16 protein-coding genes and 1 riboswitch are annotated in these 16,477 nt (G+C 62.7%); of the genes, 15 read left to right on the top strand and 1 reads right to left on the bottom strand.

Annotated features, from left to right (window positions below; all coding sequences use genetic code 11):
* Positions 1-28 precede the first annotated feature (28 nt).
* A riboswitch (cobalamin riboswitch) is annotated at positions 29-228 on the bottom strand.
* Positions 229-258: 30 nt separating this feature from the next.
* Positions 259-1,461 carry a winged helix-turn-helix domain-containing protein gene (locus tag ABVK50_RS13455; protein WP_353641087.1) on the bottom strand — a complete coding sequence of 401 codons (1,203 nt, stop codon included), beginning with the start codon at positions 1,459-1,461 and terminating at the stop codon, positions 259-261.
* 341 nt (positions 1,462-1,802) lie between these two features.
* On the opposite strand from ABVK50_RS13455, the gene ABVK50_RS13450 reads away from it, so the two are divergent.
* From ABVK50_RS13450 to ABVK50_RS13380, 15 genes are all read left to right on the top strand, one after another.
* Positions 1,803-2,168, top strand: a complete 366-nt coding sequence (locus tag ABVK50_RS13450) for an NADH-quinone oxidoreductase subunit A (RefSeq protein WP_008836448.1) — start codon at positions 1,803-1,805, stop codon at positions 2,166-2,168.
* Positions 2,159-2,737, top strand: coding sequence for an NADH-quinone oxidoreductase subunit B (locus ABVK50_RS13445; RefSeq protein WP_353641088.1), 579 nt, complete (start codon positions 2,159-2,161; stop codon positions 2,735-2,737). The genes ABVK50_RS13450 and ABVK50_RS13445 overlap by 10 nt, the downstream gene beginning before the upstream one ends.
* 6 nt (positions 2,738-2,743) lie before the next feature.
* Positions 2,744-3,346, top strand: coding sequence for an NADH-quinone oxidoreductase subunit C (locus tag ABVK50_RS13440; protein WP_353641089.1), 603 nt, complete (start codon positions 2,744-2,746; stop codon positions 3,344-3,346).
* Positions 3,347-3,354: 8 nt separating this feature from the next.
* Positions 3,355-4,545 carry an NADH-quinone oxidoreductase subunit D gene (locus tag ABVK50_RS13435; protein WP_353641090.1) on the top strand — a complete coding sequence of 397 codons (1,191 nt, stop codon included), beginning with the start codon at positions 3,355-3,357 and terminating at the stop codon, positions 4,543-4,545.
* Entirely contained in the window at positions 4,546-5,832 is a 1,287-nt protein-coding gene (locus ABVK50_RS13430) for an NADH-quinone oxidoreductase subunit E (protein ID WP_353641091.1), read from the top strand. It abuts the gene before it with no gap.
* An 11-nt stretch (positions 5,833-5,843) separates the two neighbouring features.
* A complete protein-coding gene (gene nuoF, locus ABVK50_RS13425) occupies positions 5,844-7,148 on the top strand; it encodes an NADH-quinone oxidoreductase subunit NuoF (RefSeq protein ID WP_353641092.1) in 1,305 nt (434 codons plus the stop codon).
* 86 nt (positions 7,149-7,234) lie between these two features.
* Positions 7,235-7,951 carry an NADH-ubiquinone dehydrogenase gene (locus tag ABVK50_RS13420; RefSeq protein ID WP_353641093.1) on the top strand — a complete coding sequence of 239 codons (717 nt, stop codon included), beginning with the start codon at positions 7,235-7,237 and terminating at the stop codon, positions 7,949-7,951.
* A gap of 70 nt (positions 7,952-8,021) precedes the next feature.
* Complete coding sequence (gene nuoG / locus ABVK50_RS13415) at positions 8,022-10,103, top strand: NADH-quinone oxidoreductase subunit NuoG (protein ID WP_353641094.1); 2,082 nt, start codon at positions 8,022-8,024, stop codon at positions 10,101-10,103.
* Between the two features lie 8 nt (positions 10,104-10,111).
* On the top strand, positions 10,112-11,155 hold the full coding sequence (gene nuoH / locus ABVK50_RS13410; protein WP_353641095.1) for an NADH-quinone oxidoreductase subunit NuoH: 1,044 nt from the start codon (positions 10,112-10,114) through the stop codon (positions 11,153-11,155).
* Positions 11,155-11,346, top strand: a complete 192-nt coding sequence (locus ABVK50_RS13405; RefSeq protein ID WP_353641096.1) for a hypothetical protein — start codon at positions 11,155-11,157, stop codon at positions 11,344-11,346. Before nuoH ends, ABVK50_RS13405 begins: the two co-directional genes overlap by 1 nt.
* 2 nt (positions 11,347-11,348) lie before the next feature.
* Positions 11,349-11,840 carry an NADH-quinone oxidoreductase subunit NuoI gene (gene nuoI / locus ABVK50_RS13400; RefSeq protein WP_008836437.1) on the top strand — a complete coding sequence of 164 codons (492 nt, stop codon included), beginning with the start codon at positions 11,349-11,351 and terminating at the stop codon, positions 11,838-11,840.
* 133 nt (positions 11,841-11,973) lie between these two features.
* On the top strand, positions 11,974-12,594 hold the full coding sequence (locus tag ABVK50_RS13395) for an NADH-quinone oxidoreductase subunit J (protein WP_353641097.1): 621 nt from the start codon (positions 11,974-11,976) through the stop codon (positions 12,592-12,594).
* 2 nt (positions 12,595-12,596) lie between these two features.
* The gene (gene nuoK, locus ABVK50_RS13390) at positions 12,597-12,905 is read left to right on the top strand and encodes an NADH-quinone oxidoreductase subunit NuoK (RefSeq protein ID WP_008836435.1); all 309 of its coding nucleotides are present in this window, start codon (positions 12,597-12,599) and stop codon (positions 12,903-12,905) included.
* A 10-nt stretch (positions 12,906-12,915) separates the two neighbouring features.
* The gene (nuoL, locus tag ABVK50_RS13385) at positions 12,916-14,919 is read left to right on the top strand and encodes an NADH-quinone oxidoreductase subunit L (protein ID WP_353641098.1); all 2,004 of its coding nucleotides are present in this window, start codon (positions 12,916-12,918) and stop codon (positions 14,917-14,919) included.
* A gap of 3 nt (positions 14,920-14,922) precedes the next feature.
* Positions 14,923-16,467, top strand: a complete 1,545-nt coding sequence (locus ABVK50_RS13380; protein WP_353641099.1) for an NADH-quinone oxidoreductase subunit M — start codon at positions 14,923-14,925, stop codon at positions 16,465-16,467.
* Positions 16,468-16,477 lie beyond the last annotated feature (10 nt).

Here is a 16,477-nt window from a genome sequence, read left to right as displayed (position 1 = left end):
CTCCTTGCCCGGGACACCCGCCAGGCGGTCGGATATTTCGTCGGACGGCAGGTCTCCTGGCTCGCGAGTCGTCGCCTTGGCCGCCTTCCCGGGAATCCCAGTGGTTTTCGGCCTTCGGCTCTTCGCTTACAGTTGCGGGGACAGCTGCGGAGTTGGCCTGAAAGCCGCACCGCATTCCCTCTTAGCCTCCCCCTTTGCGGGAGGAGGACCGTCTGGCCGCGAATTTAGGCGTCCGGGCTCGGTGCTGTCAACGCGGCGTTACGACATGAAAATGTCGGCCAGCGCCGGTCCGAGATCGCCCGAAGGCACGATCTCGATGCGCTCGAGCCCGAGCCAAGCCATCATCAGGCGCAGTTCCTCGGCGAGTTCGATTGCCGTCTGCGGCGGAGCGCCGGGCTCGGCATAGGCGGCGAGCATGCGCAAAACGCCGGCCGGCCGGTCGGCCTTGAGGTCAACGCGGGCGACAATCGTGTCGCCGAGCAGGAACGGCAGGACGTAATAGCCGAACCGGCGCTTTTCGGCGGGCGTGTAGATCTCGATGCGGTAGTGGAAATCGAACAGCCGCTCCGCGCGTGAGCGTTCGAACACCAGAGGATCGAAGGGCGCAAGCAAAGCGCGCGCGGCGACCTTGCGCGGAATGCGGGCGTCGGTATGGAGAAATGCCTGCTGCTTCCAGCCTTTGACGCTGACCGGCAGCAAATCGCCTGATTCGACCAGCTCCGGGATGCGGTCCTTCACGTCTGTGGGCGAAAGCCTGAAATAATCGCGTAGATCTCCGACAGTGGCGATGCCCAGGGCCCTGGCCGAAATGCGCAGCAATTCGCGATGGGCATCGGCGGGTGCGGGCGCGGGCGCATCGACGATCGAGGCCGGCAGCACGCGCTCCGGCAAGTCGTAGAGCCGTTCAAAGCCGCGGCGCGACGCGGTGGTGATGCGGCCGGCCCAGAACAGCCATTCGAAGGCGTGTTTTTCGTCGCTCCAGCCCCACCAGCCGCCGGAGCCTTTCGCGCCGTCAATGTCGGATGCGGCGACCGGGCCGTCCGCGGCCACTTTACGGTAGGTTGCCTCGATCAGATCGGCGCGCTCGCGGCCGAATTCAGCGAGGCGGCCGTAAATGCCCTCGTTGCTGGCCGCGCGGTCCATGCGCCAGCGCATCAGCGGCCAGGTTTCGACCGGGAGGAGAGACGCCTCATGGGCCCAGTATTCGAACAGCATCCGCTTCTTCTTGCCCGCCGCCGCCCCGTCGAGCAGCTCGCGGTCATATGGTCCGAGCCGCGAAAACAGCGGCATATAATGCGCGCGGACCACGACGCTGACGGAATCGATCTGCAACAGGCCAGTGCGGCCAATCACTTTAGCGAGATGCCGCCGGGCAATTGCGCCAGCGGGCCTGCTGTCGGCAAAGCCCTGCGCGGCAAGCGCGATGCGCCGCGCCATGGCGCGCGAAATGGTTTCCTTCATGTTCCTGATCCGGATTGAGGCGAAAGGCCCGGCATTTGAACGGTTGCCCGTCCGCACGTCCACTCGTTTTAGCTGCGAAACGGACGCAACGTCATTGTCTCCTGCCACGACATGACTATCTGAAAGGCCAGGCGAGCCAGGGAGCCGATCGGTCTGCTTTCGTGCAAAAAGTCGCCGCATGCCGCCCAATGTTTGGCTTGCTTCGCGGGATTGCCTGCGCTAACGCTCGCCGCATTGCAGCATGGTTCTCAGCGCCCGCCTAAGTCGGCAATCTGTCGCGGTTTGGCGGTTTGATTCAGTGCTATGGTCAGGTCGGTCGGCCGCGAACGGAAAGTCGGAGCATGAGCGCGCTTCTAGGTTCATACCTTCCTATCGTCATATTCATCGGCGTTGCCCTGGCCGTGGCGCTGGCGCTGGTTGCGGCGCCGTTCCTGGTGGCCTACCGCAACCCCGACCCGGAAAAACTCTCGGCTTACGAATGCGGCTTCAACTCCTTCGATGATGCGCGCATGAAATTCGATGTCCGCTTCTACCTGGTTTCCATCCTGTTCATCATTTTCGATCTCGAAGTCGCGTTCCTGTTTCCTTGGGCGGTCTCGTTCGGCGAAATCGGCATGCTGGGCTTCTGGTCGATGATGGTGTTCCTGGCCGTGCTGACCATCGGCTTTGTCTATGAGTGGAAGAAAGGGGCGCTGGAATGGAATTGAACGATACCTCCACGCTGGTCGCGCCCAAGCCGAAAGGCATCATCGACCCGAATACGGGAAAGCCCGTCGGGTCCGATGATGCGTTTTTCGGCGATCTCAACAATGAGCTGTCCGACAAGGGATTTCTCGTCACCTCGTCGGAAGCGCTGATCACCTGGGCCCGCACCGGCTCGCTGATGTGGATGACGTTCGGCCTCGCATGCTGCGCCGTCGAGATGATGCATATCTCGATGCCGCGCTACGACGCCGAGCGCTTCGGCATCGCGCCGCGCGCCTCGCCGCGCCAGTCGGACGTCATGATCGTCGCCGGCACGCTGACCAACAAGATGGCTCCCGCGCTGCGCAAGGTCTATGACCAGATGCCTGAGCCGCGCTACGTCATCTCGATGGGCTCCTGCGCCAATGGCGGCGGCTATTATCATTATTCCTATTCGGTGGTGCGCGGCTGCGACCGCGTCGTGCCGGTCGACATCTATGTCCCCGGCTGCCCGCCCACTGCCGAGGCGCTTCTCTACGGCATCCTTCTTCTGCAGAAGAAGATCCGCCGCACCGGCACGATCGAGCGGTGAGCAGAGATGAGTGAAGCTCTCAACGACCTCGCGGCCTATATCCGCGAAAAACTGGACGGCCAAGTCGGCGACGCCGTAGTCGCTTACGGCGAACTCACGCTTTCGGTCGAGGCGGCCGACATCGTCGCGGTGCTGAATTTCCTGCGCCGGGACGTGCAGTGCCAGTTCGTCTCGATCATCGACATTTGCGGCGTCGATTATCCGGCGCGGCCAATGCGCTTCGACGTGGTCTATCACCTGCTGTCGCCGCGCCAGAACCAGCGCATCCGCATCAAGGTCATGGCCGACGAGGACACGCTGGTGCCTTCGGTCACAGAAGTGTTTCCCGGCGCGGATTGGTTCGAACGCGAAGCCTATGACCTCTACGGCATTCTGTTCTCCGGTCACCCGGATTTGCGCCGCATCCTCACCGACTACGGCTTCGAGGGTTATCCGTTGCGCAAGGATTTCCCGCTGACCGGGTTCGTCCAGGTTCGCTACGACGACGAGGTCAAGCGCGTCGTCTATGAGCCGGTAGAACTGAGACAAGAGTTTAGAAACTTTGACTTTTTGTCGCCATGGGAAGGTACGGACTACGTGCTGCCGGGCGATGAAAAAGCGAAGCAGTGAACGCGCCCATGGCTGAAACGAACGTCCGCAACTTCAACATCAACTTCGGTCCGCAACATCCGGCGGCACATGGCGTTTTGCGCCTGGTGCTGGAGCTGGACGGCGAAGTCGTCGAACGCGTCGATCCGCACATCGGCTTGCTGCATCGCGGCACTGAAAAGCTGATCGAAGCGAAGACCTATTTGCAGGCGATCCCGTATTTCGACCGGCTCGACTATGTCGCGCCGATGAACCAGGAGCATGCGTTTTCGCTGGCTGTCGAGCGGCTGCTCGGCATCGAGGTGCCGCGGCGCGGCCAGATCATCCGGGTGCTCTATTCCGAGATCGGCCGTATCCTGTCGCACCTGCTCAACGTCACCACGCAGGCGATGGACGTCGGCGCGCTGACGCCGCCGCTGTGGGGCTTCGAGGAACGCGAAAAGCTGATGGTGTTCTATGAGCGGGCCTCCGGCGCGCGCATGCACGCGGCCTATTTCCGTCCGGGCGGCGTGCACCAGGACCTGCCGCAGAAACTCGTCGAAGACATCGGCAAATGGATCGACCCGTTCCTGCAGACGGTTACGAACCTCGATGAGCTTCTGACGGAGAACCGCATCTTCAAGCAACGCAACGTCGATATCGGCGTGGTTTCGCTGGACGATGCGTGGGCATGGGGCTTTTCCGGCGTGATGGTGCGTGGCTCGGGCGCGGCCTGGGACCTGCGCAAATCGCAGCCTTACGAATGCTATCCGGAGATGGAATTCGACATCCCTATCGGCAAGAACGGCGACTGCTACGACCGCTATCTCATCCGTATGGAGGAGATGCGCCAGTCGGCCAAGATCATGCGCCAATGCGTCAACCTGCTGCTCGGCAAGGATGGCGCGGGGCCGGTATCGAACCTTGACGGCAAGGTCGTGCCGCCGAACCGGGCCGCCATGAAACGGTCGATGGAAGCGCTGATCCACCACTTCAAGCTGTACACCGAAGGCTACCGCGTGCCGGCCGGCGAAGTCTATGCCGCCGTCGAGGCGCCGAAGGGCGAGTTCGGCGTCTATCTCGTCTCCGACGGCACCAACAAGCCTTATCGCTGCAAGTTGCGCGCGCCCGGTTTCGCGCATCTCCAGGCGATGGATTTCCTCTGCCGCGGCCACATGCTGGCCGACGTCTCCGCCGTTCTCGGCTCAATCGACATTGTGTTTGGTGAGGTCGATCGATAAATGTCCGTCCGCCGTCTCGCAGAGCCAGCCGTCCAGCCAGCCGCCTTCGCCTTCAACAAGGCGAATTCAGCGGTGGCAAAGCAGTGGCTCAAGAAATATCCGAAGGGCCGAGAACAGTCGGCGGTAATTCCGCTGCTCATGATCGCGCAGGAACAGGAAGGCTGGGTGACCAAGCCGGCCATCGAGCACGTCGCCGACATGCTCGACATGCCCTACATCCGCGCGCTGGAAGTCGCGACCTTCTACACGCAGTTTCAGTTGAAACCGGTGGGCTCTAGAGCTCATGTGCAGGTCTGCGGCACGACACCCTGCATGCTGCGCGGTTCGGAAGCACTGATGGATGTGTGCCGCTCGAAAATCCATCACGAGCAGTTTCATACCAACCAGGCCGGCACGCTCTCCTGGGAAGAGGTCGAATGCCTCGGCGCCTGCGTCAACGCGCCGATGGTGATGATCTTCAAGGATACGTTCGAGGATCTGACGCCCGAGAGGCTGGGCGAGATCATCGACGCGTTCGAAGCGGGCAAGGGCTCCTCGGTGAGACCTGGACCGCAGAACGGCCGGATCTATTCCGCGCCGATCTCCGGGCTGACGACGCTGAAAGACGAGAGCGCCGTGCTGGAAGCGGCGCGCGACCAGGAAACGAAAGCAGCGGCCAAGGAAGAAAAGGCCGCGAGCGTATCGGTCCCGCCGTCGAAGGCGGCAAAACCCAAGACTTATGCTGCCGAAACCAACAATACCGTGAAATCGCCATCTCCGGTCAAGACGAGGCCGAAGGCAGAGGTCGCAGTCAGTGCGACAGGGCCAAGGCCAAACCAGGTAGCCGCCAACAAAGCCGCCGAATCGGTCGAAAAGGCGACGAAGCAGCGGAAGCATCCGATAGCCAAAGCCGGGCCTGCGACGGCGTTCAAGTCGCCTGAATTGCTGCACGGAGAGCCGACCGGCGCGGCGGGCAAGGAAGTCGATGCAGCGCCAGTTCGCGGGCGAACGTCGAAACCCTCGCTCGACGACAAGAACCGGCCGGCGGGCATCGAAAAACCGGCAGCGGTCGACGATCTCAAGCTGATTTCCGGCGTTGGACCCAGGATCGAAGCCACCTTGCATTCGCTCGGCATCTACACGTTCGGCCAGATCGCGGCCTGGAAGAAGGCCGAGCGCGAATGGATCGACGGCTACCTGAATTTCAAGGGCCGCATCGAACGCGACGACTGGGTCAAGCAGGCCAAGGCGCTGGCCAAGGGCGGCGTCGCCGAATACATCCGCGTCTTCGGCAAGAAGCCGGTCTGAGGGGTCGCAAAATGCTTCAGGACAAGGACCGCATCTTCAACAATATCTACGGCATGTTCGATCGCTCGCTGAAGGGCGCGATGGCGCGCGGGCACTGGGACGGCACCGCCGGCATCATCGCCAAGGGCCGCGACTGGATCGTCAACGAGATGAAGGCGTCCGGTCTGCGCGGCCGCGGCGGGGCGGGTTTCCCGACCGGCCTGAAATGGTCGTTCATGCCCAAGCAGAGCGACGGGCGGCCGTCCTATCTGGTGGTCAATGCCGATGAATCCGAGCCCGGCACCTGCAAGGACCGCGATATTTTGCGGCACGATCCACACACGCTGGTCGAAGGCTGCCTGATCGCCGGCTTCGCCATGGGCGCGGTCGCCGCCTACATCTATGTGCGCGGCGAGTTCATCCGCGAGCGCGAAGCGCTGCAGCGTGCAATCGACGAAGCCTATGATGCCGGCCTGATCGGCAAGGACAACAAGAACGGCTACGATTTCGAGATCTACGTCCATCACGGCGCCGGCGCCTATATTTGCGGCGAGGAGACGGCGCTGCTCGAAAGCCTCGAGGGCAAGAAGGGCCAGCCGCGTCTGAAGCCCCCGTTCCCGGCCAATGTCGGCCTCTATGGCTGTCCGACGACGGTCAACAATGTCGAATCGATCGCCGTCGCACCAACCATCCTGCGCCGCGGCGCGTCATGGTTCTCGTCATTCGGCCGGCCCAACAATGTCGGCACGAAGCTCTTCTGCATTTCCGGCCACGTAAACAATCCGTGCACCGTGGAAGAAGCGATGTCGATCCCGTTTCGCGAACTCATCGACCGCCATTGCGGCGGTATCCGCGGCGGCTGGGACAATCTTTTGGCGGTGATCCCCGGCGGCGCGTCGGTGCCGCTGGTGCCGGCCGAGCAGATCATCGACGCGCCAATGGATTTCGACGCTTTACGCGACCTGAAATCAGGCCTCGGCACGGCGGCCGTCATCGTCATGGACAAATCGACGGATATCGTGAAGGCGATCGCCCGGCTTTCGTATTTCTACAAGCACGAGAGTTGCGGCCAGTGCACGCCGTGCCGCGAGGGCACCGGCTGGATGTGGCGCGTCATGGAGCGGCTGGTGCGCGGCGAGGCGCAGAAGCGCGAGATCGACATGCTGCTCGACGTAACGAAACAGGTGGAAGGCCACACGATCTGCGCGCTCGGCGACGCGGCGGCCTGGCCTATCCAGGGCCTGATCCGGCATTTCCGGCCGGAGATCGAGCGGCGCATCGACGAGTTCACGCGTAACGCGCACCGAACCGAGCCTGTGCTCGTCGCGGCGGAGTAGAGCGAGATTCAGAAAGTGCGGGCCGAAGGTCCGATCAAGAAGCACCAAGGACGGGACGAACGGAAGAACGGCGAAGGAGCCCAATGATGTCGACACCTTCCATACCCGAACATGCCGGTCCGGACGCGGATCGCGAAAAGATGAACGAATACATGGCTGTCATCATGCCGAAGGATTTTGCCGGCGCCGTCAATCTGATGGCGCATCCGCTTGCGGGAGCCGCCGCTTTTTCGGCGCTCGGCTTCGGGCTGGCCAGCCAGGCGTATGGGCTGTGGGCAGGCGCCGTTTCGGGCACGGTCGAAGCCTCGCAGCGCCTCTGGATGCCAATCCTGGAAGACCTCGCGCCGAACGTTGACGATTTTGTCGAGAAGCCGAAAGCGCCTGTGGTTCGCGCAAAGGCCACAACCAAGGTGCTGATCGACGAAGCCCGGTCTGTGGCCAGGGAGACGACAGAGGCCAGCCAAGGGCCTGCCGACGAAGCCAAGGCCGGCGAGGTGGCGGCGGACATTCGGCAGGGCGTGGCGGCCGAAGCAGTCGCCGAATTGATGCCGGAAGATTTCCGGCAGCCAAAGGCGATGGAGAAGCCGGAAGAGCCCGACGATCTCAAGCTGATCTCGGGCATCGGCCCCAAGCTGGAGCAGGTGCTGAACGGGCTTGGCGTCTGGACCTACGGCCAGATCGCGAACTGGAGCATGGAAGAGATCGCCTGGGTCGACGACTATCTGTCGTTCAAGGGCCGCATCGGCCGCGACGACTGGATCGGGCAGGCCGCGAAACTGGCTGCCGGCAAGACAAAGCATTGAATGAGTTGAGACCGGCGCTGACAAGCGCCGGCGCAGAGCATGCGGCTTGGCCGCAAGGGTTTGGGACGAAATGGCGAAGCTGAAAGTCGACGGCACGGAGATCGAGGTTCCCGATCACTACACGCTGCTGCAGGCGGCGGAAGAGGCGGGCGCGGAAGTGCCGCGCTTCTGCTTCCACGAGCGCCTGTCGATCGCCGGCAATTGCCGCATGTGCCTGATCGAGGTGAAGGGCGGGCCGCCCAAGCCGGCGGCCTCCTGCGCCATGGGCGTGCGCGATCTGCGTCCCGGCCCGAACGGCGAGACACCGGAAATCTTCACCAACACGCCGATGGTCAAGAAGGCCCGCGAAGGCGTGATGGAATTCCTGCTGATCAACCATCCGCTCGACTGCCCGATCTGCGACCAGGGCGGCGAGTGCGACCTGCAGGACCAGGCGATGGCGTTCGGCGTCGATTCCTCGCGCTACCAGGAAAACAAGCGCGCGGTCGAAGACAAATATATCGGCCCGCTGGTCAAGACGATCATGAACCGCTGCATTCACTGCACGCGGTGCGTCCGCTTCACTACGGAAGTCGCCGGGATTTCCGAACTCGGCCTGATTGGCCGTGGCGAGGACGCCGAGATCACCACCTATCTCGAGCAGGCGATGACATCCGAGCTTCAGGGCAACGTCATCGATCTCTGCCCGGTCGGCGCGCTGACCTCCAAGCCCTATGCTTTCCAGGCGCGGCCGTGGGAACTGACCAAGACCGAATCGATCGATGTCATGGACGCCGTCGGCTCGGCGATCCGCGTCGATTCGCGCGGCCGCGAGGTGATGCGCATCATGCCGCGCATCAACGAGCAGGTGAACGAGGAGTGGATCTCCGACAAGACGCGCTTCATCTGGGACGGCCTCAGGACCCAGCGCCTCGACCGGCCTTATGTGCGGCGCGACGGCAAGCTGACCGCCGCGACCTGGAGCGAAGCCTTCACTGCGATCGAGGACGCGGTGGCGAAAAGCTCGGGCGACAAGATCGGCGCGATCGCGGGAGACTTGGCCGCCGTCGAGGAGATGTATGCGCTGAAACTGCTGATGCAGTCGCTCGCCTCCCCGAACATCGACTGCCGGCAGGACGGCGCGATGCTCAATCCGGCGCTCGGCCGCGCCAGCTATATCTTCAACCCCACCATCGAAGGCATCGAGCAGGCGGATGCGGTGCTGATCATCGGCGCCAATCCGCGCTTCGAGGCGTCAGTGCTCAATACGCGGATCAGGAAGCGCTGGAAGATCGGCAATCTGCCAGTCGGTGCTATCGGCGAGGTCGGCGATCTCCGCTACGACTACGAGATGCTAGGGGCCGGTTCCGAATCGCTGAACGAATTGGCGACCGGCAAGGGCAAGTTCTTCTCGGTGCTGAAGAATGCCAAGCGGCCGCTGATCATTGTCGGGCAGGGCGCATTGGCGCGCACCGATGGCGCGGCCGTGCTCGGGCTGGCTGCCAAGCTTGCGCTCGCCGTCGATGCTGTCAGCGCCGAATGGAACGGCTTTGCCGTGCTGCACACCGCGGCTGCGCGGGTCGGCGGCCTCGACATCGGCTTCGTGCCAGGCGAGGGCGGCAAGAGTGCCGCTGAAATGATTTCGGCCATGGAAGTGCTGTTCCTGCTCGGCGCCGACGAGATCGACATGACCGGCACGGGCGGGGCGTTCGTCGTCTATGTCGGCACGCATGGCGACGCCGGCGCACACCGCGCCAACGTCATCCTGCCGGGCGCAGCCTACACCGAAAAATCCGGCACTTATGTCAACACCGAGGGCCGCGTGCAGCAGACGAACCGCGCCGGCTTCGCGCCGGGCGAGGCCAGGGAGGACTGGGCGATCCTGCGGGCGCTTTCGGACGTTCTTGGCCACAGGCTGCCTTTCGATTCGCTGCCGCAATTGCGCGCGAAACTCACCGCCGACTATCCGCATCTGGCCGAAATCGATGAGATCGCCGCGGGCGATCCGGCCGATATTCAGCGCGCGGCGCAGAACGCCGGGCCGCTTGCCAAGGGCGCATTTGCGTCGCCGGTCAAAGACTTCTATCTGACGAACCCGATCGCGCGGGCCTCCGCAGTCATGGCCGAATGCTCGGCCCTGGCGAAGGGCGGCTTCAAACAGGCGGCCGAGTAGGGGCGGTTATGGAATCCTTTTTCTCTTTCTACGTCTGGCCCGGCCTGATCATCCTGCTTCAATCGGTGGCGCTGATCGTCATCCTTTTGATATTCGTCGCCTATCTGCTCTATGCCGACCGCAAGGTGTGGGCGGCGGTGCAGTTGCGGCGCGGCCCCAACGTCGTCGGTCCATGGGGCCTGCTGCAATCCTTCGCGGATCTGCTGAAGTTCGTGTTCAAGGAGCCGGTAATACCGTCCGGCGCCAACAAGGGCGTGTTCCTGCTCGCGCCGGTGATTTCGGCGGTGCTAGCGCTCGCCGCCTGGGCGGTTATCCCGGTCAGCGAAGGCTGGGCGGTCGCCAACATCAATGTCGGCATCCTCTACGTGTTCGCCATCTCCTCGCTGGAAGTCTATGGCGTCATCATGGGCGGTTGGGCTTCCAACTCGAAATATCCGTTCCTCGGCGCATTGCGCTCGGCCGCGCAGATGGTCTCCTACGAGGTGTCGATCGGCTTCGTCATCGTCACCGTGCTGCTCGCCGTCGGTTCGCTGAACCTAACCGACATTGTGCTATCGCAGAGCGACGGCATCGGCACGCGGCTCGGGCTGCCGAACAGCTTCCTCGACTGGCACTGGCTGGCGCTGTTTCCGATGTTCATCATCTTCTTCATCTCGGCGCTGGCCGAGACGAACCGCCCGCCCTTCGACCTGGTCGAGGCCGAATCGGAACTCGTCGCCGGCCACATGATCGAATATTCGTCGACGCCGTTCCTGCTGTTCTTCCTCGGCGAATATGTCGCAATCGTCCTGATGTGCGCGCTCACCACCATCCTGTTCCTCGGCGGATGGTTGCCGCCCTTCGACTTCGCGCCATTTACGTGGGTGCCGGGCGTCGTCTGGTTCGTGCTCAAGGTCACCATGATGTTCTTCATGTTCGCCATGGTGAAGGCTTTCGTGCCGCGCTATCGCTACGACCAGTTGATGCGGCTCGGCTGGAAGGTCTTCCTGCCGATCTCGCTCGCCATGGTCGTGATCACGGCGGCGTTCCTGAAACTGACGGGAATGGCCTGATGTCGGCCGGGCTTATAGGCGCGCTGATCGGGCTGGTTGTGGCTGTCGCGGATTTCTTCGCGCTGCGCCTGCTTGCCTCGCGCGTCGACTTGCCCGAGACCAAGCGCGTCCTCAACATAACCGGGCTGAGCCAGTTCGTGCTCCTGCCGGTGATAGGCTACTTCGTAGCCCCGCTGTTTACCGGAGACTGATCATGACGGCACTTGCACAAGCCGCCAAATCGTTGCTTCTCAAGGAGTTCGTCGGCGCCTTCTTCCTGTCGATGCGCCAGTTCTTCGCGCCGAAGCCGACGCTGAACTACCCCTTCGAGAAAGGCCCGCTCAGCCCGCGCTTTCGCGGCGAGCACGCGCTGCGCCGCTATCCGAACGGCGAGGAGCGCTGCATTGCCTGCAAATTGTGCGAGGCGATCTGCCCGGCGCAGGCCATCACCATCGAGGCCGGCCCGCGCCGCAATGACGGAACGCGCCGCACGGTCCGATACGACATCGATATGGTGAAGTGCATCTATTGCGGCTTCTGCCAGGAAGCCTGTCCGGTCGACGCGATTGTGGAAGGACCGAATTTCGAATTCTCGACCGAGACGCGCGAGGAGCTCTACTACGACAAGGAAAAGCTGCTCGCCAACGGCGACCGCTGGGAGCGAGAGCTGGCGCGCAACATCGCTCTGGATGCGCCCTACAGGTGAAGATTGAATGATGGACGGGCCGGAATTGCTCGTCTAAGGAACACGCGGATTTGCCGCCCGGAGGCGGGCGCAAAACCGGAAACGGATGGGCGCGGCTTGTGCTCCGTCCGATACGGAAACCCCGGGGGAACCCATGCTGATTGGACTTGAAGCGGTATTTTTCTACCTCTTCGCCTTCATCGCGGTCGCGGCGGCCTTTATGGTCATTTCCGCGCGCAATCCCGTGCACTCGGTTCTCTACCTGATCCTCACATTCTTCAACGCGGCCGGACTGTTCCTTTTGACCGGTGCCGAGTTCCTGGCGATGATCCTGCTCGTCGTCTATGTCGGCGCGGTGGCGGTCCTGTTCCTGTTCGTCGTCATGATGCTGGACGTCGATTTCGCTGAACTGAAGTCGGGCGCGCTGCAATATGCGCCGATCGGCGCCATGGTCGGGCTGATACTGGCGGCCGAACTGGTGGTCGTGCTCGGCGGCTACACGTTTGCGCCGCAACTGGCCTCGACCGTGGCGATGCCGACGCCCGAGATAGCGACGCGGCACAATACGGCGGCGCTCGGCGACATCCTCTATACCGACTACATCTACTTCTTCCAGGTGGCCGGGCTGATCCTGTTGGTCGCGATGATCGGGGCGATCGTGCTGACGCTCAGGCACCGGGAAGGCGTCAAGCGGCAGGACGTGACCGCGCAGGTGGCGCGGACGCCGGCGACCGCGATCGAAATCAAGAAAGTCGAGACGGGCAAGGGCATCTGACGATGGAAATAGGCATCGCGCATTTTCTCACCGTTTCGGCGATCCTGTTCACGCTCGGCGTGTTCGGCATCTTCCTGAACCGCAAGAACGTCATCGTTATCCTGATGTCGATCGAGCTGATCCTCCTGGCGGTGAACATCAATTTCGTGGCGTTTTCCGCCGCCCTCGGCGATCTGGTCGGCCAGGTCTTCGCGCTGTTCGTGCTGACGGTCGCGGCCGCCGAAGCGGCGATCGGCCTCGCCATACTGGTGGTGTTCTTCCGCAACCGCGGCTCGATCGCGGTCGAAGACGTGAACATGATGAAGGGTTGACGGTAAGACCATGTACCAAGCCATCGTCTTCCTACCGCTGCTCGGCTTCCTGGTTGTCGGCCTGTTCGGCACGTCGCTCGGCGCGAAAGCATCGGAATACATCACCTCCGGCTTCCTGGTGATTTCGGCCGTCCTGTCCTGGGTCGCATTCTTCGCGGTCGGCTTCGGCGACACGGAAGCCTTCACCGTTCCGGTGCTGCGCTTCATCGAGTCCGGCAGCCTGCAAGCCGACTGGGCACTGCGGATCGACACGCTGACGGTGGTGATGCTTGTCGTCGTCAACACGGTGTCGGCCCTGGTGCACATCTACTCGATCGGCTACATGCACCACGATCCGCACCGGCCGCGCTTCTTCGCCTATCTCTCGCTGTTCACCTTCGCCATGCTGATGCTGGTGACGGCAGACAACCTCGTGCAGATGTTCTTCGGCTGGGAGGGGGTCGGCCTAGCCTCCTACCTGTTGATCGGCTTCTGGTACAAAAAGCCGTCGGCAAACGCCGCGGCGATCAAGGCCTTCGTGGTCAACCGCGTGGGCGACTTCGGCTTCGTTCTCGGCATTTTCGGCGTGTTCGTGCTGTTCGGCTCGGTCAATTTCGACACGATCTTCGCCAACGCCGCATCGCTGGCTTCGGCCGGACACGGCGCGGAAGCAGGCGCGCAGGGCGGCGCCGTGCTGAATTTCCTCGGCTATGCGCTCGACATGCAAAGCGCGCTGACGGTCGTCTGCCTGCTGCTCTTCATGGGCGCCATGGGCAAGTCGGCACAAGTGCCGCTGCACACCTGGCTGCCGGACGCCATGGAAGGCCCGACGCCGGTGTCGGCGCTCATCCATGCGGCAACCATGGTCACGGCCGGCGTGTTCATGCTGGCGCGGCTGTCGCCTATCTTTGAGCTGTCGCACACGGCGCTGACCGTCGTCACCTTCGTCGGTGCGTTCACCGCCTTCTTCGCCGCGACCGTCGGCCTGGTTCAGAACGACATCAAGCGCGTCATCGCCTATTCGACCTGCTCACAGCTCGGCTACATGTTCGTGGCGCTCGGCCTCGGCTTCTACTCGGCGGCGATCTTCCACCTGTTCACGCACGCCTTCTTCAAGGCGCTGCTGTTCCTGGGCTCGGGCTCCGTCATCCATGCGGTCTCCGACGAGCAGGACATGCGCAAGATGGGCGGGCTGCGCACGCTGATCCCGACCACCTACTGGATGATGGTGATCGGCACGCTCGCGCTGACCGGCGTCGGCATTCCCGCGACCCTCATCGGTACGGCCGGTTTCTTCTCGAAGGACGCCATCATCGAAGGCGCCTTCGCCGGCCACAACGCCATGGCCGGCTTCGCCTTCATCGCGCTGGTGGTTGCCGCCGTCATGACCAGCTTCTATTCCTGGCGGCTGATCTTCATGACCTTCCACGGCAGGCCCAAGGCTACCGCAGACGTGATGCACCATGTGCATGAATCGCCGCCGGTGATGCTGGTGCCGCTTTTCCTGCTGGCCGCCGGTGCGCTGTTTGCAGGCGTCATCTTCCACGAGCAGTTCATCGGCCACCAGGAGAGCTACGACCAGTTCTGGAAAGGCGCTCTGTTCATGCTGCCGGATAACCACATCCTGCACGATTTCCATGAAGTGCCGCTCTGGGTGAAGCTCGCGCCGTTCGTGGCTATGCTGATCGGCTTTGGGCTGGCGTACCAGTTCTATATCCGCTCGCCGGAAATGCCGCGGGAGCTGGCTGGCCGGCACCGCGGTCTCTACGCCTTCCTGCTCAACAAGTGGTATTTCGACGAACTTTACGACTTCCTGTTGGTGAACCCGGCAAAGCGCCTCGGCCGCTTCCTGTGGAAGACAGGCGACGGGACCATCATCGACGGCTTCGGCCCGGACGGCATCTCGGCTCGCGTCATCGACGTGACGCGCAGCGTCGTCAGGCTACAGACCGGATATCTCTATCACTACGCATTCGTCATGCTGATCGGCGTCGCAGCCCTCGTCACCTGGATGATGCTCGGGAGCTCGTTTTAGACCATGACCGACTGGCCTATCCTTTCCACGGTCACCTTCCTGCCGCTGGTCGGCGCCTTCCTGATCCTGCTGATCCGGGACGAAGGCGACAGCGCGCGCCGCAACATCCGCAATGTCGCGCTGCTGACGACGGTGTTCACCTTCGTGCTGTCGCTGTTCATCTGGGCCGGCTTCGATTATTCTGATACCGGCTTCCAGATGGTCGAAAAGACCGAATGGCTGGACAGTGGCATTTCCTACCACATGGGCGTCGACGGCATTTCGATGCTGTTCGTGATCCTGACCACCTTCCTGATGCCGCTCTGCATATTGGCGAGCTGGAACTCGATCGAGCATCGGATCAAGGAATACATGATCGCATTCCTGATCCTGGAAACGCTGATGATCGGCGTGTTCACGGCGCTCGACATCGTGCTGTTCTACGTGTTCTTCGAGGCCGGCCTGATCCCGATGTTCATCATCATCGGCGTGTGGGGCGGCAAGCGGCGCGTTTATGCCTCGTTCAAGTTCTTCCTCTACACGCTGCTCGGCTCGGTGCTGATGCTGCTTGCCATCATGGCGATGTTCTTCCAGGCCGGCACGACCGACATCCCGACGCTGCTCGGGCATGATTTCCCGGCCGGCATTCAGATATGGCTGTGGCTCGCCTTCTTCGCGTCCTTCGCCGTAAAGATGCCGATGTGGCCGGTGCACACCTGGCTGCCGGACGCGCATGTCGAGGCGCCGACCGCAGGCTCGGTCATCCTGGCCGGCATCCTGCTGAAGATGGGCGGCTACGGCTTCCTGCGCTTCTCGCTGCCGATGTTTCCGGATGCCTCGCTCTTCTTCCAGCCGCTGGTCTTCGCGCTTTCGGTTGTGGCGATCATCTACACCTCGCTGGTGGCGCTGATGCAGGAGGACATGAAGAAGCTGATCGCCTATTCGTCGGTGGCTCACATGGGCTTTGTGACCATGGGCATCTTCGCGATGAACCAGGAAGGCATCCAGGGCTCTATCTTCCAGATGCTGTCGCACGGCCTTGTGTCGGGCGCGCTGTTCCTCTGCGTCGGCGTCATCTACGACCGTATGCACACCCGCGAGATCGCCGCCTATGGCGGGCTGGTCAACAACATGCCGAAATACGCCGTGGTGTTCATGATCTTCACCATGGCCAATGTCGGCCTGCCCGGCACGAGCGGTTTCGTGGGCGAGTTCCTGACGCTGCTCGGCGTGTTCAGGGTCAACACCTGGGTGGCGCTGTTCGCCGCCACCGGCGTCATTCTTTCGGCGGCCTATGCGCTGTGGCTCTACCGCAAGGTGATCTTCGGCGTGCTGTCGAAGGAGAGCCTGAAGGGCCTGCTCGACCTGTCGACGCGCGAGAAGGTGGTGATCTATCCGCTGGTCGTGCTCGTCATCTTCTTCGGCGTCTATCCGGCGCCCATATTCGACGCGACGGCAGCCTCGGTTCAGGCCCTCGTGAACAACGTTACAGTATCGCTCGACGCGGTACCGCAGCCGCAGCCTGCCATCGTGCAGCCGGCAGCGGCCGCGCCGGCCGCAGCGCATTGACAGGGGCGGG

Source organism: Mesorhizobium sp. WSM2240 (assembly GCF_040438645.1).
Taxonomy (GTDB): Bacteria; Pseudomonadota; Alphaproteobacteria; order Rhizobiales; family Rhizobiaceae; genus Allomesorhizobium.
This window is presented reverse-complemented; position numbering and strand designations above follow the sequence as displayed.